The sequence below is a fragment of the Butyricimonas sp. DFI.6.44 genome (assembly GCF_022132345.1).
Lineage (GTDB): Bacteria > Bacteroidota > Bacteroidia > Bacteroidales > Marinifilaceae > Butyricimonas > Butyricimonas muris.
In genome coordinates, this window is record NZ_JAKNJD010000002.1 from 285,873 (window position 1) to 308,122 (window position 22,250).

Here is a 22,250-nt window from a genome sequence, read left to right on the forward strand (position 1 = left end):
TTAAAATTTCTCGGGTTTGACAAGAACATACATCAAATACCCGAATGCTATAATACTAATGATAAATAATGCCGTGTACATGATTAATCTCCCTTTTAAATTTTCTCGAACCAATCGATACATTTGTAGAAAAACCAGAAGCAGCCCGCGCCGCTTAGGATACATACCAGAAATCCGAATGAAAATAAATCCATAACTACTCTTTTTTAGTGAATACTGTTGTTTACTCCCCTTGTGTATGCCATCGGCGTACCAAAACGGGTGGAGTAGGGGCAATGTGTTGGTATAAAGAGTGTTATTGCGATGCGGCGGAGAACGCACGAGCGTGCGACCCTTCCATTTTGAAAAGGTTGCCTACCAGAATGGAAAGATGCTATGATTCAGAGATTGGCGATTAGGTGATTTATGATTTTCAATTCTGAATCTTTCCTTTACGGTTGGAATCACCAAATCACCGAATAGTGCACCCGCTTCGTGTGGCCGGTTTACAGTCCGTATTCCTCGATTTTTCGATACAGCGTGGTGAGCCCGATTTTCAACAGCCGGGAGGCTTCGGTTTTATTGCCCCGGGTGTGTTGGAGTACGCGGGCGATATGACGTTTTTCCACGGCGGCAAGTTCAAATTCGGAATGATTTTGTGTGGTGGTTTCGCTTCGCTTATGTTGCAATTCGAAAGGAAGGTCTTCCACCGTCAGTTGTCGGTCGCAGACGATCATGCCGCGTTCCACCACGTTGCGCAATTCCCGGATATTACCTTTCCACTCGGCAGCTTGCAGGGCTTTCAGGTATTCGGGTGTCATGCCCTCTATCGTTTTTCCCAGTTGTCGGGAGAAATGTTGCACGAAAGACCGTGCCAGAACTTCGATATCCTCTTTGCGTTCCCGTAGCGGCGGCAGGTGGATTTGAAACACGGAAAGGCGATAATACAGGTCTTCCCGGAAATGTCCCGCCTCGATCTCCCGCTTCAAATCCCGGTTGGTGGCGGAAATAATGCGCACGTTCACTTTCGTGGGCTTCGTGTCGCCGATCTTGATGTATTCCCCGGCTTCAAGCACCCGTAACAGCTTTGCTTGCAACTCGTAAGCCATTTCCCCGATCTCGTCGAGGAAGATCGTGCCGTTGTCGGCGGCTTCGAACAATCCCTTTTTATCCTTGAGGGCTCCCGTGAACGACCCCGCCTTATGCCCGAATAACTCGCTTTCCAGCAAATCTTTGCTGAACGCCGAGCAGTTCACCGCTATAAAAGTCCGTGCCTCGCGGCGGCTGTTCCGGTGTATGGCTTGTGCGAAGACCTCTTTTCCCGTGCCTGTTTCGCCGGTGAGCAACACGGTGACGTCAGTCGCCGATACTTTCCGGGCGAGTTCCACGGCTTCTTGCAGGCAGGGCGACGTGCCCAGTATCGTGTCAAAGGAATAAGCGCGGCTCTCTTTGCATTTCACGCTTTCGCCGAGATTCTTTTTTGCCTGCTCCATGGCACGGCTGATAAGCGGGATGATTTTGTTGTTATCGTCGCCTTTCGTGATGTAATCGAACGCCCCGTTCTTGATTGCCTGCACCCCGTCGGGGATATTCCCGTGCGCGGTGAGCAGGATCACTTCCATTTCCGGGTAAAGCGTCTTTATCGCGGAAACGAGTTCAACCCCGTTCCCGTCAGGCAGGAAGACGTCACACAGCACGACTCGCGGGCGGTGCAGTTTCAGTTGTTTCAGCGCGGATTGACAGTCAGCCGCTTGGAATACCTCGTAACCTTCCAGCCCGATGATGCGGGAAAGTAATTTGCGTATCTGCGGTTCGTCGTCGATGATTAAAATATTGTCCATATAGAAACGGGGCTATTTCGCCCTGTATTTGTTGTCACGCAGGATAGCGAGTATCTTTTCTTTCAGCTCCCCTTGGATAATGATTTCCCCGTCCTTCACCGATCCGCCCACGCCGCATTTATTCTTCAGCAATTTGGCAAGTTCCTTCAAGTCGTCCTCTGTCCCCACGAAGCCCTGCACGAGCGTCACCGTCTTTCCCTTGCGTTGCTTCGAGTCGAGCGTCACCCGCAGGTTCTGCTTCTCCGGGGCAAGCGTTTCCGTCTCGTTCTCCTCGTCATACTCGTACCGGAAGTCCGGGTTCGTGGAGTACACCACGTTCACGCGTCCTTTCTTGTCGTTCTTGTTGCTCATGGTAGTCTTTATTATTGTTCCTTTTGGCAAAAGTAATATATACAATTGAAAATTGAAAGTTGAAAATTGAAAATGAATTGGTTGTTTTTTTAACCGTGTTCGTTATCTTTGCGGCTTGAAGTCGAAAACGATAGCGGGGCAGAAATAAATTCAATGGACTAACAGATGGATTATGAACAAAATTGTAAGTAAAACTTATTTTTCAGAGAAGGTTGTAAAGCTGGAAGTGGAGGCTCCCTTGATTGCCAAATCCCGGAAGCCGGGTAATTTCGTGATCGTGCGTGTCGGGGAAAAAGGGGAACGTATGCCGTTGACGATTGCCGATGCGGACGTGGCGCGAGGAACGATCACGCTGGTGGTACAGGTGATGGGAGTTTCTTCCCGGAAATTATGCGCGTTGGAGGTTGGCGAATACGTGACGGATTTGGTGGGACCTCTCGGCAAACCGACTCATATCGAAAAAGTAGGTACCGTGTTGGCTTGTGGCGGTGGCGTCGGGGTAGCTCCCCTGTTGCCTATCGTGAAAGCGTTCAAGGAAGCGGGCAACCGGGTGATCTCCGTGATTGCCGGGCGCACGAAAGACTTGGTGATACTGGAGGACGAGATACGGGCTTCTTCCGACGAGGTGATTGTCATGACGGATGACGGCAGTTACGGGAAAAAGGGATTAATCACCGAGGGTATGGAGGAAGTGATCGCCCGCGAGAAAGTGGATTTCGCGGTGACCATCGGTCCGGCTATCATGATGAAATTCTGCGAGAAAGTAACCCGGAAACACGACATACCGACGGTAGCGAGTTTGAACGCCATTATGGTCGACGGTACCGGGATGTGCGGTGCCTGCCGCGTGACGGTAGGCGGGAAGACCCGTTTTACCTGCGTGGACGGTCCGGAGTTCGACGCGCACCAGATAGACTTTGACGAGATTCTTGCCCGTCTGGGTGGTTTCAAGGATGATGAAGCCGTTAAATTACAACATGAAGCGGAAGTAAAACACGAGAATATAGAGGTGAAGAGTGGCGTGAGCGACCGTAACGAGGCGTGGCGTCAGGAACTTCGCCAGAAAGTGGCGGGAAAAGAACGTACCGCGATCGAGCGGGTGGTGATGCCCGAGACACCTGCCGCCGAGCGTATCAAGAGCCAGCGCATCGAGGTAAACTTGGGGCTGACGGCGGATATGGCCGTGCGGGAGGCAACGCGTTGTATGGACTGCGTGACGCCGACGTGCATGGAAGGTTGTCCCGTGAGTATCGACATCCCCGGTTTCATCAAGAACATCGAGCGGGGTGAGTTCTTGCAGGCGGCTGCCGTGTTGAAGCGCACGAGTGCCCTCCCGGCAGTGTGCGGGCGGGTATGCCCGCAGGAGAAACAATGCGAGTCCAAGTGTTTCTATTTACAGAAATTGAAAAAGCCGTCGGTGGCTATCGGTTATCTGGAGCGTTTCGCCTCGGATTACGAGCGGGAATCCGGACATATATCCGTGCCCGAGGTTGCCCCGGCTAACGGTATAAAAGTAGCGGTGATCGGTTCCGGTCCTTCCGGGCTGTCTTGTGCCGGGGATCTGGCAAAGAGAGGGTATGACGTTACCGTGTTCGAGGCGTTGCACGAGATTGGCGGCGTGTTGAAATACGGTATCCCGGAATTTCGTTTGCCCAATAGCGTGGTGGACGTGGAGATCGAGAACCTGAAGAAAATGGGCGTGAAGTTCGTCACGAACTTTATCGTGGGAATGACCGACAGCGTGGCTGATTTGAAAGCGGAAGGGTTCAAGGCGTTCTACGTGGCTTCGGGAGCGGGACTTCCCCGTTTCATGAATATTCCCGGGGAGAACTACAACGGTATCCTTTCCTCCAACGAGTACCTGACGCGGGTAAACCTGATGGGTGCCGACAGCGAGGATTCCGATACCCCGGTATATCACGGTCGTAACGTGGTGGTCGTGGGTGGCGGTAACACGGCGATGGATTCCGTGCGCACGGCGAAACGGCTGGGAGCCGAACGCGCGATGATTGTCTACCGTCGGAGCGAGGAGGAAATGCCTGCCCGTCTGGAAGAAGTGAAACACGCCAAGGAAGAAGGATGCGAGTTTATCACGTTGACGAATCCCGTGGAGTATATCGCTGACGAACGGGGACGCGTGAAACAAGTACGGGTGCAGAAGATGGAATTGGGAGAACCCGATGCCAGCGGACGTCGCAGCCCGGTACCGGTGGAAGGTTCCGAGTACACGATTGATGCCGACGTGGTGGTGGTGGCAGTGGGTGTATCGCCCAACCCGATTATCCCGAATTCTGTTGCCGGACTGGAAGTTTCCCGCAAGGGCACAATCGTGGTCAACGACGAAACGATGCAATCCAACCTGTCCGACCTCTTCGCCGGGGGTGACATCGTGCGGGGTGGTGCTACCGTGATTCTCGCCATGGGTGACGGTCGTCGTGCCGCGCGACATATTGACGAGATGTTCAAAGCTTGAAGTCGCCTTTGTTTAGAGTCGCCTTCGGCGAATTGCAAGTTGCAAGTTGCAAGTTGCATTTGCCGAAGGCGGCAAGTTACAGGTCGCTTTTCTAGCGTTTCGGAATGTATTTCAGTTCCTCCTCTGTTTATAGAGGAAACTGGCGAGTAAGCGAGGGCCGATTTTTGTTCCTTTACCAGTCACCGGGCGTCACCGTGCCGTTCTTCAGCGGGATGAGGGTGTAGGTGAAGCCGTTGTATACCTCGTTGCCGGACTCGTCGGTGCGACCGGGGAGGAGGTTGTAGTTGCGGCGGTTAAGAAAGACTTTGGAGCTGTTGTCGATCGCCGCGAAGTGATATCCACTTTTGGCGGGGACGCTTAAGAAATATCCGTTTTCCCGTTCTTTAGCGGTCATGTTACTAAGATTCCACTCGTAATAGTATTTTGCATTACTAAGCATGAGCTCAGCCCCGTCAACCTCGTTTGCAACGTGCATACGGGCATACCTGTGTTCAAGGCTGATGACGGCAGGGACGCCGGGAGAGAAGCTATCGCTACCTGTCATCACGTCTGTGGTATAGCCCAGAGAGAGGATGCCATCAACGGGGATGCTTGTGCCCAGATAGTATGCTTCGAACCGGACTTTTGCATCGGTGGTGCCGTCGGCAAGGGCTTCGGCGGGCCAACGGGGGTGGCGTTTGAAGCCGGAGAAATTAATGGGTCCGCCAATGGCAGGCTTGATGCCGGAGGTATTGAGGTCTATAGAGTCCTGCACACTGAGGGGAGACCACCCGGCACCGTTGTAGCGGAGGGCGGAGATATAGGTTTTATTCGCTTGGGTGCCTCCGGCAGGTGTCCAATCGAAACCGACGTGGAGCCAGATGACATCGCCCGTTTCCCACTGCGCGGCGTCGGGGGTCTGGACGGCACGGGTGGCAGGGAGGGTGGCTCCGGCAGTGTATGCCGGGCGGGGACCGATGGTGATGCTCAGTTCCCGGGGGGCGGACGTGACGGGCGCCGGCACGGGGTCGTTGTCTGTGGTGCAGCTCCAGGTCAGCAGGACGAGGAGGAGTACGGCGGCGGTGGAAAGGAGTTTATGTTTCATATCGTTATTACGTTTTAATGTGAATGGATGGGTTATTTAAGAGTATTCCGGGTAAAGTACAAGACTGGCCATGTTCCGTCGCCTGCTAACCAGAAGTTGACTGGACTTACAGACGCAGACTTGGAGATGTCGATACCATAGGCGGGCGTGGCGTCGGGGTCGTAACCAGTGATGGTACCGGGCGCCGAATAGGATCTACTCATGAGTTGGAGTATATCGCCCTTTCCAGGGTTGATATTGCAGATAAGACGTGCTGTATTTCCGCAATTGGATGTGCCTTTACCACCGACGCCGGCGCCGTAGCAGCAATCTACATTACCGCCGCTCATGAATCCGACGATAGCGCCAATATTGCCGATGGTTATCCCTTTAGTGCTGGCTGTAGCGGTGCCGCGGGCATAGCAACTATTGAGTAGTCCTCCATAGTGTCCATAGTGACGGCCTACCAATCCTCCGGCATAGATATTGATGTCTTCTGTTTCAGATGTAACGGAGACATCACCTTCAGCTATACAACAGTAGATAGTGGAGCCAGAATCATTCGAATTATACCCGGCAATTCCTCCAGCATATATAGAGTTACTTTCAGATGTATTTACCTCCATAGTGACGCTGCCGATGGCGTGGCAGGCAAATAGTAGGCCATTGGAGTTTCTTCCTGTTATTCCTCCGGCGTATGCTGAACTTTGTCCTGATAGTCTTATGCGATCTACTATTATCTTGACGTCCGTCCGGCAACGGGTAATAGTACCATTGTTAGTTCCCGCTAATCCGCCGACATTTGGGTCAAATTTGCTCGTATTGATTTTCCCCTGAGCGGAGCATAGGGAAACAGTGGAAGCACTACCATTAAATCCAACGAGGGTTCCGACATTTATTGCATTGCCTGATATTATCTCCACCTTGCGCAGGTGAATGCCGGTCAGCAGAGCACCGCCGTCTGTTATCCCGAAAAGGCCGGCAGCTGATCCATTTTGCGCATTATTGATTTTCAGATTGGAGATAGTGTATCCGTTACCGTTATAAATGCCGGTAAATGGCCGAAGTTCAGACAGGTACTGCATACCGATAGGCTTCCAATCGTCAATGCCACCCAAGTCGATGTCCGCCGTTTGCAGGGCATTGAGGTTCTGCTGTCCGTTATTCACATCGTCAGCAAAACGCTTGAGGTCGTCGGCATTGCGGATAATTCGGAATATTTTACCGTTGAAGGTCACGGTGGGTAGTTCGCCTTCCGTCCAAGGCACGTCAATAGTGGGCATCCCCACTTCAACGCCGGTTTCGCGCACGGTGACGGGATAAGTGTACATCGTGTTGGCAGCGTAGGCATCGGTTGCGGGGATGGTGCCGGTGTATTCCTTGCCATTCACGGTGACCACTATCGTGCGAGGGGTGGAATTTGCATCCTGCGGGATAAGCAGGGCGGTGTAGCTGGCGTCCGTTCCATCTGCCGCCACCCCCGATTTCAGCGCACGAACAGACCCGGCGGGGCTAACCAATTTATTTATAGAACCATCACGCATATCGAAACTTCCTTCTTCGGGGAAGCCTGCCAGTCGTACATCCGTCAGCGTACCGCCGGACAGCCCCAATCCGAGGGTGATATCGAACTTGACTTTGCTCATCAGGTGGTGAAATACGAGGACGACGAGATTATTGCCGCGGGGAACGCCCTCGAATTTACTGTAGAGGGGGTCGAGCGCGAGCTGTTTTTCGACGGTGGTCTGGTCGGTGGTGTTCAGGGTGAGGATATAATTGTCGTCAGGGGCTTTGCTCGTGTGCCAAGCGATGATGTCCACCGCTGTGTTTTGCGGGTAATACATCGGCGTGCCGTCGGCAGGGGTCAGTGCTCCGTCCTCCGGGTTTACGTTGTGAAGCACGTTGGCACGGCCGGGGACGAGGTCGTCGGGCAGCGTGCCGCCGGGGGTGAGCATGGAGATGCTCACGACGTCGCCCGCGGTCCACACGGTGTTGCCATCGGGGCCGAGGGCTGTGCGGGTGGCAGGTGACGAGCCACCGGTATTCGTATGCGGCGGCAAAGCGGTGGGTTGCACCACGGCTGTAAATGCCGCGGGGATGCGGCTGTCGGCGTCGTTGCCACCCGGTTCTTCCTTGCTGCACGATGCCAGCATCATGGCCGGAAGCGCCGCGAGCAGCAGGAGTTTCTTGCAATTTGCTATTGTCATATCATTGCTTTTTTAATTATTACTTATCAGTTTCCAATGTTGTCAGTCTGCCACCACGGGACTGCCGTTGACGGGATTCCAGTCGGTAATCGTGGCGGAGAGTACCGCACCCGTGGGCGTTTCCACCACCGCGCCGTCCAGCGTGACGGGCATGTGCTTGTCGGTATTGAATGCGGCGAGTGCCGTGGAAAGGTCGCTGTCGAGGGTGACGGGGGTGGGGGTGTCGCCGGTAAAGCGGATTTTGGCGTTTAGCCTCTGTTGCCCGTCCGCTACACCCAGCAGCCGTACGGTAGCCGACCATTTCCCGGTATTCGCGCCGTCAGTTATCTTCGTGAACGCCAGTGCCACGTTCGAGGGGGCAGTACACGTTCCGGCGTCTATGTCCAGCGTTCCGGCAACGCCGGAAAGCGTGCCTTCGATGCTTTCGATTTTACCCGCCGTGCCTCCCGCGGGTTCGATAACGAGCGTGAGTTGGCGCGTTTGTTGGTGCGCGACCACCGTGACGGTATGTTCTTTGTCCTTCTCTATCGCGACATTCGTGACGCCGGCGTGCAGCCATCCCGGGGTGGCGTGTATGAATGTTCCGGTCTGTCCCGCGGGGGTGGCAGCCGCTGCCGCGGTCGCCACGGTGCCGTTCACGGTGATGGCGTCCGGCGTGTTGTGGACGACGAGGCGGTAGTTGCCCGGCTCGAAGAGGTGGTCTACCGTGACCGTCGTGCCGCTTACCGTCGCGGAATATTCGCCCACCTTCACCGTGTAGGTGGCGGGGATACCGGTACCTGCCGAGCAGTCGTGCCACTCGGTCACGAGCGTGATTCGTCCGCTGTCGGGGTGCGGGGTATCGTGAATCGGGTCTTTCACGTCGCATCCGCCGAGGAGCAGGGCGGCGCACCCGAGTCGTGTGATGATTGTTTTTGTTGTCATAGGTTGTTTTTAGTTCGTCGAAAAAGTTTCATGAAGCTGTTTTTATATATAAGTGTTTTGTTCGCCGGGATAGCACCGCGTGCGGTGGTTCGAGAATGTAAAACTAAGTAAAAATAGAATCCACGGGGAGACAATTCAACAAAATATCACTTGCCAAATCGTAATAAGGGTATTTTTTTTCACTTGCCAAATCGTAATTTGGTGCAAAAAGGTAAAAACGCTCAATTTTGGGCTATAATAGTCGTTTTTTGACAAAAACGCGATGTATTTGAAGCGTGGATGTGTTTGCTGCCTGCCCGATAGCCATGACAGTGCTTGTACCCGTGCTTGTGTGAACCCGGAAAAGCGTCGAGCTGTCTGATTAACTAAATATGTTGTCGTAATGACGTTGTTATAACCTGCCTATAGCAGGTTATGAGCAGGTTTTAAGCAGGTTATGGGCAGGTTATGAAGGTTCCTAGCCCTTTGGTGGCGCGGGTTTCGAGAGGGTAAAACGGGAAAAAAAGTGTAAGTTGCTATAAAACAGAGTAATGTGTATTGTGTTTATTTTGGGTAATGTTGGGTTAAAATTAGACAAGTATTGTAAAAACAGCACAAAAGCATATTGATGTATTCATTGTTTTGTAATCTGATTGTTTTAATATTGCATCATGGTGTCGTTTGAAAAAAGAGGGCAAACGCAAGTTGCAGTGAAGATCCTTCAATCTAAAATAGACCGGAAAAGAAGCCGGGATACCGCCACCTTCAGCAATATCCCGGCTTTCCCGCTTCAGCGGCACGTTCATTTTCAATTTTCAATTTTCAATTTTCAATTGTCTCCCATCCTCCCCCGAGTGCCGAGTACAGACTGACCACGGAGAGGAGTTCGTCGCGGACGGCGTTGTTGAGGCTGATTTGGGCGTCGAAGTAACCGCGCTGGGCGTCGAGGACGTCGAGGTAGCTGATGACTCCGTTGATGTATTGCAGGGTGGCGAGTTCCATGTACGAGCGGGCGGCTTGTTCGAGCCGGGAGCGCGACTCGCGGATTTCGCGTATCTTGTAGAAGGTGGTGAGGGCGTTGTCGACTTCCTTGAATGCCGTGAGGACGGTTTGCTGGTAGTTGTACGTTTCAGCCTCCAGCGCGGCACGGGATGCCTTGAGTTTTGCCCGGTTGTTCCCGGCGTTCAGCAAGGGCGCGAGCAGTTTGCCGCCGACGTAAAAGTAAGGGGCGGAAAGAAAGTCGCTTAATTCACCTGCCTCGCGTCCGTAGCGGGCGGTGAGCGTCAGTTGCGGGAACATACTGGTGTAGGCGATACCGACCTTCGCGTTGGCTGCCTTCAGCTTGTATTCAGCCTGCCGCAAGTCGGGGCGGCGTTCCAGCAGGGTGGAGGGCAATCCCACGGGCAATTCGTGAGTCAGCGTTTGTTCGTCGATGTTCTTGCCGCGGGGAATGCGACCGGGGTAGTGTCCCGTGAGCAGGGAAATATCGTTTTCTTTCAGGCGTATTTTTCGCTCGAGGTCGGGTATGAGGGTGCGGGTCTTGGCAAGCTCCACTTCCGCCTGACGGTAAGCCGTTTCGGAAGTCAGTCCACCCTCGAAACGCAATTTGGCGAGGCGCACGCTTTCGACACGGGCGTCGTAGGTCTGCCGCACGATGCTCAGTTCCATGTCTAATGCCTGTAACTCGAAATAGGCTTGTGCCACTTGCGCCACGAGTGTCATTTGCATGGCTCGTTGTCCTTCCACGGTCTGGAGGTAGGCGGCAAGGCTGGCTTGTGAACCCCAGCGGAGTTTGCCCCAAAGGTCGAGTTCCCACGAGAGAACGGCTTCCGCGTTGAAAGTGTTGCCGGGGGAACGGTCGTATTCCCGTTCCGCCAGTCCGTCGGCACTGAGTTGCGGGAATAGTTTGGATTTTTCCACGCGGTGGGCGAAGCTGCTCTCTTTTACCCGTGCCGCCGCTGCCAGTAAATCCTTGTTATACGAGAGCGTGGTGCGTATCAGGCCTTGCAGCACGGTGTCCGTGTATATCTCCGGCCATTGGATGTCGGCGACCGTCCGCGTACCGGTGGCGGGCGTGTCGGCAATCTGTTCCGGCAGATCGAGTTCCGGTCGGGTGTATTCTTTGCCCAGCTTGCAGGAGGAAAAGAAGGTAGCTCCGACGAGGAAGAGGAGGGTTATGGTTGTATATTGTTTCATGGTGGTGTTTTTTAGTTTATAAGGTTTATAAAGTTTATAAGGTTCATAAGGTTCTATGGACCCCTGCGGGGCGCTTTGTCTACGGCAGCTTTCGCTGCCGTTAAACATTGTCCGAAGGACACCCGTCACTTTATGAACCTTATAAACTTTACGAACTCTCATCGTTTTTTCATTTTATGAACAACTTTTTCTATTTGCACGAAGAAGAACGGCACGAGGACGATACCCACGGTAATGGCGACGAGCATACCGAAGAAAATTCCGGTACCGATGGAGTGGCGGCTGGCTGAGCCGGGGCCGCTGGCGAGCACCATGGGGAGCATGCCCAGCACGAACGCGAGGGATGTCATCAATATGGGACGGAAGCGGGCACGCGCGGCAGTGAGTGCGGCGGTGACGGCACCGACTCCTTTGTCCACCTCTACTTTGGCAAATTCGACGATTAGGATGGCGTTTTTGGCGGCAAGACCGATCAGGGTTACCAACCCGATTTGGAAGTAGACGTCGTTTTCCAACCCGAACACCCACACGCCGAGGTACGCGCCCAAGGCGGCTATCGGCAGGGAGAGCAGCACGGCGACAGGCACCAGCCAACTCTCGTAGAGGGCGGCAAGGAAGAGGAACACGAAGATGAACACGAGTGCCATGACCATTCCGGTTTGTCCTTCTGCCTTTTTCTCTTGGAAGGACAGACCGCTCCACTCGAGCCCGATGTTGTCGGGGAGGTGCTGGCGGGCAATCCGTTCTATCGCCCGCATGGCGTCACCGGAGCTGTACCCGGGGGCTGCCTCGCCGTTCACGATGGCGTTCGTGAACATGTTGAAACGGCGGATGGAGCCGGGACCCGTGGTGTATTGCGGGGCACCGAGCGCGGTGAGGGGAACCATGTCGCCCGCGGAGGTCTTGACGAAGAACATGTTCAGGTTTTCCTTGTGCATCCGGTAGGGTGCCTCGGCTTGCAGGTACACTTTGTATACCCGGTTGAACATGTTGAAATCGTTGACGTATACCGAACCCGTGTACGCTTTCATGGTCGAGAATATATCCGCCAGCGGGATGCCGAGCAGTTGGGCTTTATCGCGGTCGACGTCGAAGTATAACTGCGGGATTTCCGCTTGCAGGGAGGAGGATACCCCGGCGAGAGCCTTGTCTTGTGCCGCGTATTTGAGCAAGGTGTCAACGGCGTCGACGAGGTTCTCGAAGGTGGCGCCGTTGCGGGCTTCCACTTGCAACTCGAAACCGCCGGACGCGCCCAAGCCGGGAATGATGGGCGGCGTGGAAAGGAATACCTGTGCTTCCGGGTACTTGAAGAATTCGGTGCGGATGTCGTCCATGACTTCTTTGAGGGACATATCGCCTTTCTTGCGTTCTTCCCACGGCTTGAGGATGACGGTCAGTTCGGCGCGCGATTGTGCCGTACCGACGCGGGGGCTGCTTCCCGTCACGTTCTGCACGTGGGCGACGGCGGGATGCTGCTTGATATATTCTATGGCCCGGTCGGTCACCTTACGCGTGCGTTCGAGCGTGGCGCCTTCCGGCAGTGCCAGTTCCACTTTGAAATACCCTTGGTCTTCCTCGGGTAGGAAACTGCCGGGAATTACCCGGTTAAGCACGAAGATAAAGACGATGGCGATGCCGAACCCGGCGACGATGCGGCGGGGGTGGGCGAGTGCCCGTTGCAGGAGGTGGATGTATTTGTGGTTACCGCGTGCCAACCAATCGTTGATTTTGCGGAACACGTAGCCTTTTTTGCCCGTGGAGGGGCGCAACAGCAGGGCGCACATGGCGGGGCTGAGCGTTAATGCCACGACCAGTGATATGAGCACGGACACGACGATAGTGATGGCAAACTGGCGGTAGAGCATCCCCGTGATGCCGGGCAGGAAGCTCACTGGCACGAACACGGCACCCAGCACGAGCGAGGTGGCGACGAGCGCTCCCGTCAGTTCTTTCATGGCTTTACCCGTTGCCTCGCGGGGGGACAGTCCTTCTTCTTCCATGATACGTTCCACGCCCTCGACGACGACGATGGCGTCATCGACGACGATACCGATAGCGAGTACCAGACCGAGCAGCGTCAGCATGTTGATGGAGAACCCGAACGCCAGCATGAACCCGAAGGTGCCGACCAGCGACACTGGAACCGCCACGAGCGGGATAAGGGATGCCCGCCAGCTTTGCAGCGACAGGAACACGACGAGAATCACGAGGAACAGTGCCTCGAACAAGGTTTTGTACACCTCGTGGATGGACTCGGCGATGTATGTGGTGACGTCGAACGGTATGTTGTATTCCAAGCCCTCGGGGAAGTCGCGGCTGATTTCTTCCATGGCTTTTTTCACGTTGTCGGCAACTTCCATGGCGTTGGCGCCGGGGAGCATGAAGATGCCGAGAATGGCGGCGTTCTCGCCATTGAGTCCGCTCTCCGTGTTGTAGGAACTCGCTTCCAGCGATACCCGCGCGATGTCCCGCAGGCGGATGATGGAACCGTCGGGGTTTGCCCGCACGACGATGTCTTCGAATTCTTCGACGGAGGACAGACGCCCGGGGGCGGTAATCGGGATGGTGATGTCGACGCCCGTCATGGGTTGTTGTCCCAGCACGCCCGCTGCCGACTCGCGGTTCTGGTCTTTAAGCACGTTTTGCAGGTCTTTGATGGTCAGCCCGAAGTTCGCCATACGGTCGGGGAGTATCCATATCTGCATGGCGTAGTAACGGCTGCCGATGTTGGATACCCGTCCCACGCCGGGGATACGTTTCAGCACGTCGAGCACGTTCATCGTGGCGAAGTTACTGAGGTATATTTCGTCGAAGCGGGGGTCTTCGGAGGTGAGCGCGAGTGTCATTAACTGGCTGGCGGATTGTTTTTCCACCTTGATGCCGTTTTGCACGACTTCGGCGGGGAGGCGCGATTCTGCCAGTTTCACCCGGTTCTGCACGTCCACTGCCGCCAGTTCGGCGTCGGTGGAGATGTCGAAAGTGATGGTGATGGACAAGCCTCCCGAGTTGGAACTGCTCGATTCCATGTATAGCATACCCGGCGTACCGTTCAACTCCTGCTCGATGGGTGTCGCCACGGCTTGTGACACGGTGACGGCACTTGCCCCGGGGTAAGATGCCGAGATTTTAACCACGGGCGGAGTGATTTGCGGGTATTGGTCAACGGGCAGCTGAAACAAACCGATGACGCCGACGATGACAATCAGTATGGAAAGTACCGCCGAGAAGATGGGGCGGTCGATAAAGAAGCCCGGTTTCATGGTTGTACCTCCTCTTCTTCTTTAATAGCGGCGTTGACCGGGTTCACGAGTGCTCCCGGGGTCAGCTTGTGGTAGCCTTCTATCACGACCAGTTCGTCGGGTCCCAGTCCGCGTTCCACGACGGTGGTGTTGTTCACCTCGGGACCTATTTCGATAAAGCGCTTTTCTGCCGTGCTATCCCTGCGCACGACGTAGATGTAGGCGCCGCCTTTCTCTATAATGACCGCTTTGGTGGGTACGACGATGGCGTTTTCCCGCACGTCGAGCAGTAGTTTCACTTTCGTGAATTGCCCCGGCAACAGCCTGCGTTCGGGGTTGGGTAATTCGGCACGCACGCCGAAAGTTCCCGTCTTCGGGTTTACCTGCGGGTCGGCGAAATCGACGATACCCGTCAGCGGGTAGACCGAGTTGTCGGCAAGGGTGATGGTCACGCTGGGTTGCCATGACCGGTTGACGTCTTTCTCCCCGAGGGTGACGTTGCGTTTTTGCCCTTTCAGGTAGTCGAGAGCCGGAAGGCTGAAGTCCACGAGCACCTCGTCGCTCTCCACGACAGTTGCCAGTTGGGATTTTCCGCCGGGACCGACAAGTGAACCGATGTCGGCGTAACGCTCGCTGATATACCCGTCGATGGGGGAGCGGACGGTGGTGTAGTCCAGTTCCAATTCCGCCTGTTTGAGGTCGGCCTCGCTCATGGCGACGTTTGCCTTGGCACTCTCGAGGGCGGCGACGGCGTTGTCCAAATCCAACTGGCTGGCGGCTTTCTGCTCGTACAACGGGCGCAACCGTTCCTCGTCACGTTCCGACTTGGCAGCCTGCGCCCGGTCTTTTGCCAGTTGCGCCTTTGCCTTGTCCACCCGTGCCCGGTACAAGTCGCTGTTTATCTTGAACAGGGGTTGTCCCCGCTTCACGCGTTTCCCTTCCTCGAAAAGCATCGCTTCGAGGTAACCTTCCACGCGCGCCCGGATTTCCACCGCACTTTTGGCGCGGATTTGCCCCACGTATTCACCGTAAATTTCTACATTGTCTGTTCCCGCTTTCTCTACCGTCACTATTTGCCGCACGGGTTCCTGCTTGTCTTTACACGCCCCGAACGCGACTGTTATCGCGAGAACTGTTACTGCATGTCTTACCTTCATATTCCTTATGGTTTTCATTTTGGCTTATTCTATTGAAAATTGTGTGCTAGTTTGTACGTTAAAATGTAAAAATAGGTTATTTTGTTGATAGACAATAAGTATTTTTCTTTTTTCCCTTGTCATGCTCCGAAAACGTAAATCGGGATATCGTGGAATTTTGCCACGGGGTGGGGAATATTCTTACCACAAGTGGAGGTGTGTCAAAACACACCTCCAGTTTATAAAGTTTATAAGGTTGAGCCTTCCGCTCTTAAAGTTCATAAAGTCAATTAATCATAAATCGTAAATAATGAATCATAAATTAATAACTCCCGAAGCTGAATGTCCCGATGCTTTCGTACACGATGCTGAGGATGCCCACGCAAAGGATACCGGCGCTACAAGCGAGTAAGCTGACGCGGGTGTATCCGTCGGAGCGGAATGATTCGATCGGCATCTCGCTCTTGTTGATGAACATGGCTTTTATCACGCGGAGATAGTAATAAAGCGAGATTACCGTGTTTATCAACGCGACAAATACCAACACGTAATATCCCTGTTCGGCGGCGGCAGCGAAGATGAAGAACTTGCTGAAGAATCCGGCGAACGGGGGGATACCTGCCAGCGAGAAGAGGGCAAGCATCATCACGAAACTGAGGCGGGGATTCGTGGAATAAAGCCCGTTGTAGTCGTCAATGGTGAGTTTGCCGGAGCGATGTTCCACGATAGCGATCACGCCGAATGCGGCGAGGTTGGAAAGCATGTATACCAGCACGTAGTACACCAATCCCGTCATACCCATTGCCGTGCCGCTGATGATGCCCAGCATGATGTATCCGGCTTGCGATATGGAGGAGTAAGCGAAGAAACGTTTCAGGTTCTGCTGCCGTAGCGCGAAGAAGTTTGCCAACGTGATGGAAGCGATGATAATCCAGTAGAGGATGCTTTGCCATTCATTCGCGAGTGGGGCGAATACTTTGTACAGGATTGCCATAAACACGAAGGCTGACGAACCTTTGGATATCACGGAGAGATATGCGGTGACACTTGTCGGGGCTCCCTCGTAAACGTCGGGCGTCCACTGGTGGAAGGGTACAAGCGAGAGTTTGAAACCGAGTCCCACGAAGAAGAACACGAACGCCATGAGCTGGATGAGGCTGCCGTTGAGTCCGGCGGGGATGTCCTCGAAATAGAGGGTTCCCGTGGTTCCGTATATCAGGGATATACCGTAGAGCGACAGTCCGGAAGCGAACACGGCGGTAAGAATGTATTTCGCGCCTGCCTCGGCGGATTTTTGCTTGTACTTGTCGAACGCGGCGAGGCAAGCCATAGGGATGGATGCCGTTTCCAGTCCGATGAAGAACATCAGGAAGTTGCCGGCGGAGATCATGAAATACATACCCAGTAAGGTTGCGAGGGTAATCATGTAAAATTCACCCCGGCGGATGATGGTGCGTTCGCTGGCGAGCCAGTTATTCGCCTGCATGAAGACAATCAACGTTCCGATGTTGAGGATGGTCTTCATGATACTACCCATGGGCAGGTTGTGATACATCCCCCCGAAAGCACTGATCTCGACGTTGGGCGAGAGGTTCAGCAGGGTATGGATTCCCACGAGTATGCAAGCGATAGGCTGAAAGTATTTCAGGCTTTTCGGGGAACCGAATATATCATAAACGAGGAGTATAACGATCACCGCGATGAGTGATACTTCCTCTTTCATTAGTAAGAAATTAGCGTAAACCATGTTGAATTGAGTTTATAAAGTTCATAAGGTTCATAAGGTTTATAAAGTTCGTGAGGTTCATGAAGTATTATATTTTCGGTAACTTTATGAACTTTATAAACTTTATGAACCTTATAAACCATATTAAATTTTAATATAACATCGTGATTACCGATTGTAATGATCCGCTGATCATGTCGGACAACCACAGGGGAGCCAGACCGATACCCGCGATGGCGATGATGAGCACGATGGTGGAAAAGCGCTCGTACCAGACGGCATCGGTGAGGGCGAGGTGGTGGTCGTTGACCACTTTCCCGTAAAGCAGTTTGCCGACAACCCGCAGGATGTACACCGCCGTGATGACGATGGACGTGCAGGCGATGAGCGTGAATACCCGGTGGAACGTGTCCGTGTTCTGGAACGCGCCGACGAATACGGTCATTTCCGCCACGAATCCGCTTAATCCCGGTAACCCGAGGGAAGCCAGACCGGCGATCACGTAACAGACACCGAGGAACGGCATGATACGCATCAATCCGCCCATCTCCCGGATGTCACGCGTGTGGGTACGTCCGTAGATCATACCGATAAGCGCGAAGAAGAGGGCTGTCATCAAACCGTGAGAGAGCATTTGCAGGACGGCTCCCGTCATGGCAGTCCGGTTCAGCATCAGTATGGCGAACAACACCAGTCCGCAGTGGCTCACCGAGGAGTAGGCGTTGATATATTTCAAGTCGGTTTGCACGATGGCGGAATAAGCACCGTAGACCACGCTGATACCCGTGAGGATGATAAATATCCACGAGAGTTCTTTGGCGGCTTCCGGCATCAAGTAGATAGCAACCCGGAAACACCCGTATCCACCGAGTTTCATCAATACTCCGGCGTGGAGCATGGAAACGGCAGTGGGAGCGGAGGCGTGACCGTCGGGTGACCACGTGTGGAACGGGAACAAGGCTCCCAGTACGCCGAATCCCACGAATACAAGCGGGAAGAACCAGCGTTGCAACGCTACCGGCATGGCGTGGTTTTGTGCTATCTCGAGCAGGTTCATGGACGGCATGCCCGATGCGGCGGAGTGGAAGTATATTCCCAGTATTCCCACGAGCAACAGGGCGGAACCACCCATAAGCATGAGGGTTAATTTCATCGCGGCATATTCCTTTTTACCGCTGCCCCATACCCCGATCAACAGGTACATGGGAATCAACGCTACCTCGTAGAACATGAACATGGTAAAGAGGTCTATCGAGATAAAGAACCCGAATACCCCGACGGACAGGAGATAAAACCAGAGGAAGTATTCCTTTTGCAGAAATTCCATTTTCCACGAGGCGAATGTTCCGGTGAACACGATAATGGCAGAGAGTAGCAACATGGCTACCGATATGCCGTCCACCCCGACAGAATAATGAATATTTAACGGGGCATACCACACCGTGTCGGCGGTGAATAACATCTCGGCCGTGTTGCCGGCTCCTCGTTCTCCCAGATAAGCGAACACCAATCCCACGGCGAGAACCAACAACAGCGAGGCTCCCGTGGCAACCGCTACACGAATCTGTTGCAGGTTCTTCGAGAAGAAAAGCCCGCACATCGTGAGGATTGGTATTAGAACGAATAAGGATAAGAAGTTCATATTTATTAATTTTAGATTTCTTGATTTTAGATTTTAGATTTCTCCCCACTTGCTAACGCTTCTTTCATTTTCAATTTTCAATTCTCCATTTTCAATTAAATCAATACCAGTATTAATATGAATACCGTACCGAGCAGGATCACGTAAGCGTATTGCTGTACCTGACCGGATTGTAAGCCGCGGATATTGTAAGATACCCATTGTGACATGGCGGCGAGGCCGTTGAGGGCGCCGTCGATGACATGGCGGTCGAACCAAGCGAGGGGACGGGAAATACAGTTGAAGATGACGCGCTTCGTGATGAAGAGGTACAATTCATCCATGTAGAACCGTCGGTATGCCGCGCGGTGCAGTCCGCCAAACGTCGTTGCCAGACGATCGGGTATCGGGTTGGGTTTCCGGTAGAAGAACGTTGCCAGCGCGATGGAGAGGCATGCCACGACGATACTGGTGATTGCTACCGTCCAGTCGAGGTGGATGATGTATTCCTGACCATTGCTGCTGACGAACTTACCGAAAGGTATAAATCCGGCAAAAAGGGTAACCGCGGCAAGGAACACGAGCGGCAGTGTCATGGACTTCGGCGCCTCGTGCGGGGTATGTTCGTGCGTGCTTTCTTTGCCCCAGAATATATTGTAATACAACCGGAACATGTAGAAAGCGGTGAGGGCGGCGATGAAGCTCATCACGACTCCCATGACCGGACTGAACATGAACGCGGCAGCGAGTATCTCGTCTTTACTGAAAAAGCCCGAGAACGGCGGAATACCCGATATGGCAAGGCATGCCACGAGGAACGTGATGTGTGTCACGGGCAGGTACTTGCGCAGACCGCCCATGTGGCTCATCTCGTTGCTGTGCACGGCATGGATGATAGCACCCGCGCCGAGGAACAGGAGCGCCTTGAACATGGCGTGCGTGAACAGGTGGAACATGGAAGCCATGTATCCCAACCCGGCGTGACCGTCCATGCCGGAAACCCCGAGGGCAACCATCATGAAACCGATTTGTGATATCGTGGAGAAAGCGAGTACCCGCTTGATGTCTGTCTGCACGCAGGCAACGACGGCGGCATAGAGCGAGGTGACAGCCCCGACCACGGCTATGAGCACGAGTACATCCGGTGCTTCAAAGAAATAGACCGGGAATAGACGCGCCACGAGGAATACCCCGGCAACCACCATGGTGGCGGCGTGTATCAACGCGGACACGGGCGTCGGACCTTCCATGGCGTCCGGCAGCCAGATATGTAACGGGAACATGGCGGATTTTCCGGCACCACCCATGAATATCAGTGCCATCGCCCAACTCATGACGGAGCAACCCATGAAGGTGGTTCCGGCAGCCCCGGCGAAGATGGAGGTATCGCCGGAGGTGAGTATCTCGAACGAGAATGTTTTCGTGTAGAAGGATAATAACAGTATCCCGATAAGAAAGCCGAGGTCGGCGAACCGGGTGACGATAAAGGCTTTTTTGGAAGCCGCCACCGCCTCGGGTTTCGTGTAGTAGAACCCGATCAGCAGGTAGGAAGATACTCCCACCAGTTCCCAGAAGATATACATCTGGAAAATATTCGTGGCAACGACCAATCCCAGCATGGAGAAACTGAAAAGAGAGAGGAACGCGTAGTAACGTTGGAAACCTCTTTCCCCGTGCATGTAGCCCAAGCTGTATATATGTACCATGAGCGACACGGTGGTGATGACAACAAGCATCATGACCGAGATCGGATCGAGCAGAATACCGAGGTCTATGTGCAGGTATTGCGTGAAACGCAGCCATTCGAAATTAAACGGAATGACGGGAGCATGTATCCCGTCTACCCGCGGCATCGTGAAGTATTGCCACGCCGTGGTATAAGCCAGCAGGGCTGCCACGGCTATCGATAACGTCCCGATGTATCCGGCAACCGCGGACTTTAATCTCGTCCCCAGAAGCCCTAACGCCAGAAACGTTAGTAACGGTAGTATTAATATGAGTGCTGTATATTCCATGTTTTAATTTTAGATTTCTTGATTTATGATTTTAGATTGTTATTCGTAAATCGTAATTCATAAATTAATATTAGTGTTTCATCTCACTCAAATTCTTTACCTGTATATTCCGGATGTTCCGGTATATATTGATAATGATAGCTATTGCCACTGCCGTTTCGCAAGCGGATACCCCGATGGCGAACAGCGTGAAGAAAAAGCCTTCCATCTGATCGGGAAAGAGATAGCGGTTGAACACGGCGAAGTTAATATCTACCGAGTTTAGTATCAGCTCGATGGAGATCAATACTGCCAGCAGGTTTCTCCGGGTGATAAAACCGTAGATTCCCGCGAAAAGCATGATCGTGCTGATCACCAAGTAATATTCCATGTGTAGTTCCATATTCTAATTTTAGATTTATCGATTTTAGATTTTAGATTCCCGCCGCACGAGCTAACGCATGTTTCATCGTTTTCGTGCTATCATGATTCCACCGATGATACATGTCAGCAAAAGGATACTGATGGCCTCGAAGGGGAGGAGGTATTGGTATTTCTCCGTACCCATGAGGGCGTTTCCTATGACCTTCATGTTGATCTCGCCTCCCGTGAAACGGGACGGACCGAACGAGTGGGTCAACGTGATGTAGACGCATATAACAGCACCTGCCAGAGCCGTGAGCAGCCCGGCAAACATCTTGCTGTTTTTCAGTTTAGTGACCTTCGTCTTATCGACTGTTGTCAGCAATATCGAGAAGACGTACAAAATGATGATACCCCCGGCGTAGATCGTTAGTTGGACCGCACCGAGAAAGGAGTATTCCAGCTGGAAATATATACCGGCAGTGGCGAAAAGCACAAAAAGCAGGTATGTCGCCGATCTCAGGATCCGGTTGGTCGTCACGGTCAAGATTGAAAAGACAACGATAATCGATGCCAAGATGAAAAAGACCGTTTCTTGTAATTCTGCTGTACTCATGTATTAATTTTAGATTTATGATTTATGATTTATGATTTCCTCCCGCTTGCTATCACTTTTTTCATTTTCAATTTTCAATTCTCCATTTTCAATTGAATTGTCGTGAAGCATTTTCACCAGCTTATCTCTCGTGAATACCGCGTGTTCGAACGTGGGTACGAAGTGAATGGCGCCTTGCGGGCACATTTTCACACAGAGTTGGCAGAACATACAGCTACCCAGATCGTAGCGATATTTTACCAATACTTTTTTCTTTTTCCCAGCCTCGTCCGTGACGGATTCGGAAGTAATCTTGATCGTGCCGTTCGGGCAATTCATCTCGCAAATACCGCAAGCGATGCACTTGTGGTTACCGTGTTCGTCATGTGGCATCACCAGTTCACCGCGGAAACGGTCGAACATCTTCAATGTCGCCCGGTTCTCCGGGTACTGTTCGGTCGTTTTCTTGGTGAAAAACTCCCGGAGCGTTGCTTTCATTCCCGTCAGTAACGAGAACAAACCCTTGAAGAACGTGCTAAAATATCTTGCTATACTATTCATGA

General features: G+C 53.2%; 17 protein-coding genes. 2 read left to right on the forward strand and 15 right to left on the reverse strand.

The window, feature by feature from the left end:
- The 3 genes from L0M98_RS04555 to L0M98_RS04565 form a co-directional block, all read right to left on the reverse strand.
- Complete coding sequence (locus tag L0M98_RS04555; RefSeq protein ID WP_222621151.1) at positions 1–123, reverse strand: potassium-transporting ATPase subunit F; 123 nt, start codon at positions 121–123, stop codon at positions 1–3.
- A 362-nt stretch (positions 124–485) separates the two neighbouring features.
- Positions 486–1,820 (reverse strand): sigma-54-dependent transcriptional regulator, encoded by a 1,335-nt coding sequence (locus L0M98_RS04560; protein ID WP_227215167.1) that lies wholly within the window; start codon positions 1,818–1,820, stop codon positions 486–488.
- Positions 1,821–1,832: 12 nt separating this feature from the next.
- Positions 1,833–2,171: a translation initiation factor gene (locus tag L0M98_RS04565; protein ID WP_186975030.1), complete on the reverse strand. Its 339-nt coding sequence runs from the start codon at positions 2,169–2,171 to the stop codon at positions 1,833–1,835.
- Positions 2,172–2,343: 172 nt separating this feature from the next.
- Here L0M98_RS04565 and L0M98_RS04570 point away from each other — a divergent pair, with 172 nt between their 5' ends.
- Positions 2,344–4,644: a bifunctional dihydroorotate dehydrogenase B NAD binding subunit/NADPH-dependent glutamate synthase gene (locus tag L0M98_RS04570; protein WP_227215169.1), complete on the forward strand. Its 2,301-nt coding sequence runs from the start codon at positions 2,344–2,346 to the stop codon at positions 4,642–4,644.
- A 172-nt stretch (positions 4,645–4,816) separates the two neighbouring features.
- Here L0M98_RS04570 and L0M98_RS04575 read toward each other — a convergent pair whose 3' ends face one another.
- From L0M98_RS04575 to L0M98_RS04585, 3 genes are read right to left on the reverse strand one after another with little or no spacing between them, the layout of a single operon-like run.
- Positions 4,817–5,728, reverse strand: coding sequence for a hypothetical protein (locus tag L0M98_RS04575; RefSeq protein ID WP_227215171.1), 912 nt, complete (start codon positions 5,726–5,728; stop codon positions 4,817–4,819).
- 32 nt (positions 5,729–5,760) lie between these two features.
- Complete coding sequence (locus L0M98_RS04580) at positions 5,761–7,914, reverse strand: fimbrillin family protein (protein ID WP_227215173.1); 2,154 nt, start codon at positions 7,912–7,914, stop codon at positions 5,761–5,763.
- A 42-nt stretch (positions 7,915–7,956) separates the two neighbouring features.
- On the reverse strand, positions 7,957–8,667 hold the full coding sequence (locus tag L0M98_RS04585) for a FimB/Mfa2 family fimbrial subunit (RefSeq protein ID WP_317198004.1): 711 nt from the start codon (positions 8,665–8,667) through the stop codon (positions 7,957–7,959).
- On the opposite strand from L0M98_RS04585, the gene L0M98_RS22650 reads away from it, so the two are divergent.
- Positions 8,575–8,949 carry a hypothetical protein gene (locus tag L0M98_RS22650; protein ID WP_317198005.1) on the forward strand — a complete coding sequence of 125 codons (375 nt, stop codon included), beginning with the start codon at positions 8,575–8,577 and terminating at the stop codon, positions 8,947–8,949. The genes L0M98_RS04585 and L0M98_RS22650 overlap by 93 nt on opposite strands.
- Positions 8,950–9,639: 690 nt before the next feature.
- On the opposite strand, the gene L0M98_RS04590 is transcribed toward L0M98_RS22650, so the two are convergent.
- The 9 genes from L0M98_RS04590 to L0M98_RS04630 all read right to left on the reverse strand — a co-directional run bounded on the left by L0M98_RS04590 (position 9,640) and on the right by L0M98_RS04630 (position 22,248).
- Entirely contained in the window at positions 9,640–11,013 is a 1,374-nt protein-coding gene (locus L0M98_RS04590) for an efflux transporter outer membrane subunit (RefSeq protein ID WP_227215177.1), read from the reverse strand.
- A gap of 158 nt (positions 11,014–11,171) precedes the next feature.
- Positions 11,172–14,273, reverse strand: coding sequence for an efflux RND transporter permease subunit (locus L0M98_RS04595; RefSeq protein WP_227215179.1), 3,102 nt, complete (start codon positions 14,271–14,273; stop codon positions 11,172–11,174).
- Positions 14,270–15,427 carry an efflux RND transporter periplasmic adaptor subunit gene (locus L0M98_RS04600; RefSeq protein WP_369860928.1) on the reverse strand — a complete coding sequence of 386 codons (1,158 nt, stop codon included), beginning with the start codon at positions 15,425–15,427 and terminating at the stop codon, positions 14,270–14,272. Before L0M98_RS04600 ends, L0M98_RS04595 begins: the two co-directional genes overlap by 4 nt.
- Positions 15,428–15,710: 283 nt before the next feature.
- Positions 15,711–17,135, reverse strand: coding sequence for an NADH-quinone oxidoreductase subunit N (locus L0M98_RS04605; protein ID WP_227215183.1), 1,425 nt, complete (start codon positions 17,133–17,135; stop codon positions 15,711–15,713).
- Between the two features lie 130 nt (positions 17,136–17,265).
- Complete coding sequence (locus L0M98_RS04610) at positions 17,266–18,756, reverse strand: complex I subunit 4 family protein (RefSeq protein WP_227215185.1); 1,491 nt, start codon at positions 18,754–18,756, stop codon at positions 17,266–17,268.
- Between the two features lie 95 nt (positions 18,757–18,851).
- Complete coding sequence (nuoL, locus tag L0M98_RS04615) at positions 18,852–20,750, reverse strand: NADH-quinone oxidoreductase subunit L (RefSeq protein WP_227215187.1); 1,899 nt, start codon at positions 20,748–20,750, stop codon at positions 18,852–18,854.
- A gap of 70 nt (positions 20,751–20,820) precedes the next feature.
- On the reverse strand, positions 20,821–21,120 hold the full coding sequence (nuoK, locus tag L0M98_RS04620; RefSeq protein WP_099292004.1) for an NADH-quinone oxidoreductase subunit NuoK: 300 nt from the start codon (positions 21,118–21,120) through the stop codon (positions 20,821–20,823).
- A gap of 75 nt (positions 21,121–21,195) precedes the next feature.
- Positions 21,196–21,708 (reverse strand): NADH-quinone oxidoreductase subunit J family protein, encoded by a 513-nt coding sequence (locus L0M98_RS04625; protein WP_099292005.1) that lies wholly within the window; start codon positions 21,706–21,708, stop codon positions 21,196–21,198.
- 15 nt (positions 21,709–21,723) lie between these two features.
- Positions 21,724–22,248, reverse strand: a complete 525-nt coding sequence (locus tag L0M98_RS04630) for a 4Fe-4S binding protein (RefSeq protein ID WP_227215189.1) — start codon at positions 22,246–22,248, stop codon at positions 21,724–21,726.
- Positions 22,249–22,250 lie beyond the last annotated feature (2 nt).

What these genes read in the sequence shown, in the direction of transcription:
- L0M98_RS04555 (WP_222621151.1), bottom strand. Translation starts at nt 123, where the DNA reads ATGTATCGATTGGTTCGAGAAAATTTAAAAGGGAGATTAATCATGTAC.
- L0M98_RS04560 (WP_227215167.1), bottom strand. Translation starts at nt 1,820, where the DNA reads ATGGACAATATTTTAATCATCGACGACGAACCGCAGATACGCAAATTA.
- L0M98_RS04565 (WP_186975030.1), bottom strand. Translation starts at nt 2,171, where the DNA reads ATGAGCAACAAGAACGACAAGAAAGGACGCGTGAACGTGGTGTACTCC.
- L0M98_RS04570 (WP_227215169.1), top strand. Translation starts at nt 2,344, where the DNA reads ATGAACAAAATTGTAAGTAAAACTTATTTTTCAGAGAAGGTTGTAAAG.
- L0M98_RS04575 (WP_227215171.1), bottom strand. Translation starts at nt 5,728, where the DNA reads ATGAAACATAAACTCCTTTCCACCGCCGCCGTACTCCTCCTCGTCCTG.
- L0M98_RS04580 (WP_227215173.1), bottom strand. Translation starts at nt 7,914, where the DNA reads ATGACAATAGCAAATTGCAAGAAACTCCTGCTGCTCGCGGCGCTTCCG.
- L0M98_RS04590 (WP_227215177.1), bottom strand. Translation starts at nt 11,013, where the DNA reads ATGAAACAATATACAACCATAACCCTCCTCTTCCTCGTCGGAGCTACC.
- L0M98_RS04595 (WP_227215179.1), bottom strand. Translation starts at nt 14,273, where the DNA reads ATGAAACCGGGCTTCTTTATCGACCGCCCCATCTTCTCGGCGGTACTT.
- L0M98_RS04600 (WP_369860928.1), bottom strand. Translation starts at nt 15,427, where the DNA reads ATGAAAACCATAAGGAATATGAAGGTAAGACATGCAGTAACAGTTCTC.
- L0M98_RS04605 (WP_227215183.1), bottom strand. Translation starts at nt 17,135, where the DNA reads ATGGTTTACGCTAATTTCTTACTAATGAAAGAGGAAGTATCACTCATC.
- L0M98_RS04610 (WP_227215185.1), bottom strand. Translation starts at nt 18,756, where the DNA reads ATGAACTTCTTATCCTTATTCGTTCTAATACCAATCCTCACGATGTGC.
- nuoL (WP_227215187.1), bottom strand. Translation starts at nt 20,750, where the DNA reads ATGGAATATACAGCACTCATATTAATACTACCGTTACTAACGTTTCTG.
- nuoK (WP_099292004.1), bottom strand. Translation starts at nt 21,120, where the DNA reads ATGGAATATTACTTGGTGATCAGCACGATCATGCTTTTCGCGGGAATC.
- L0M98_RS04625 (WP_099292005.1), bottom strand. Translation starts at nt 21,708, where the DNA reads ATGAGTACAGCAGAATTACAAGAAACGGTCTTTTTCATCTTGGCATCG.
- L0M98_RS04630 (WP_227215189.1), bottom strand. Translation starts at nt 22,248, where the DNA reads ATGAATAGTATAGCAAGATATTTTAGCACGTTCTTCAAGGGTTTGTTC.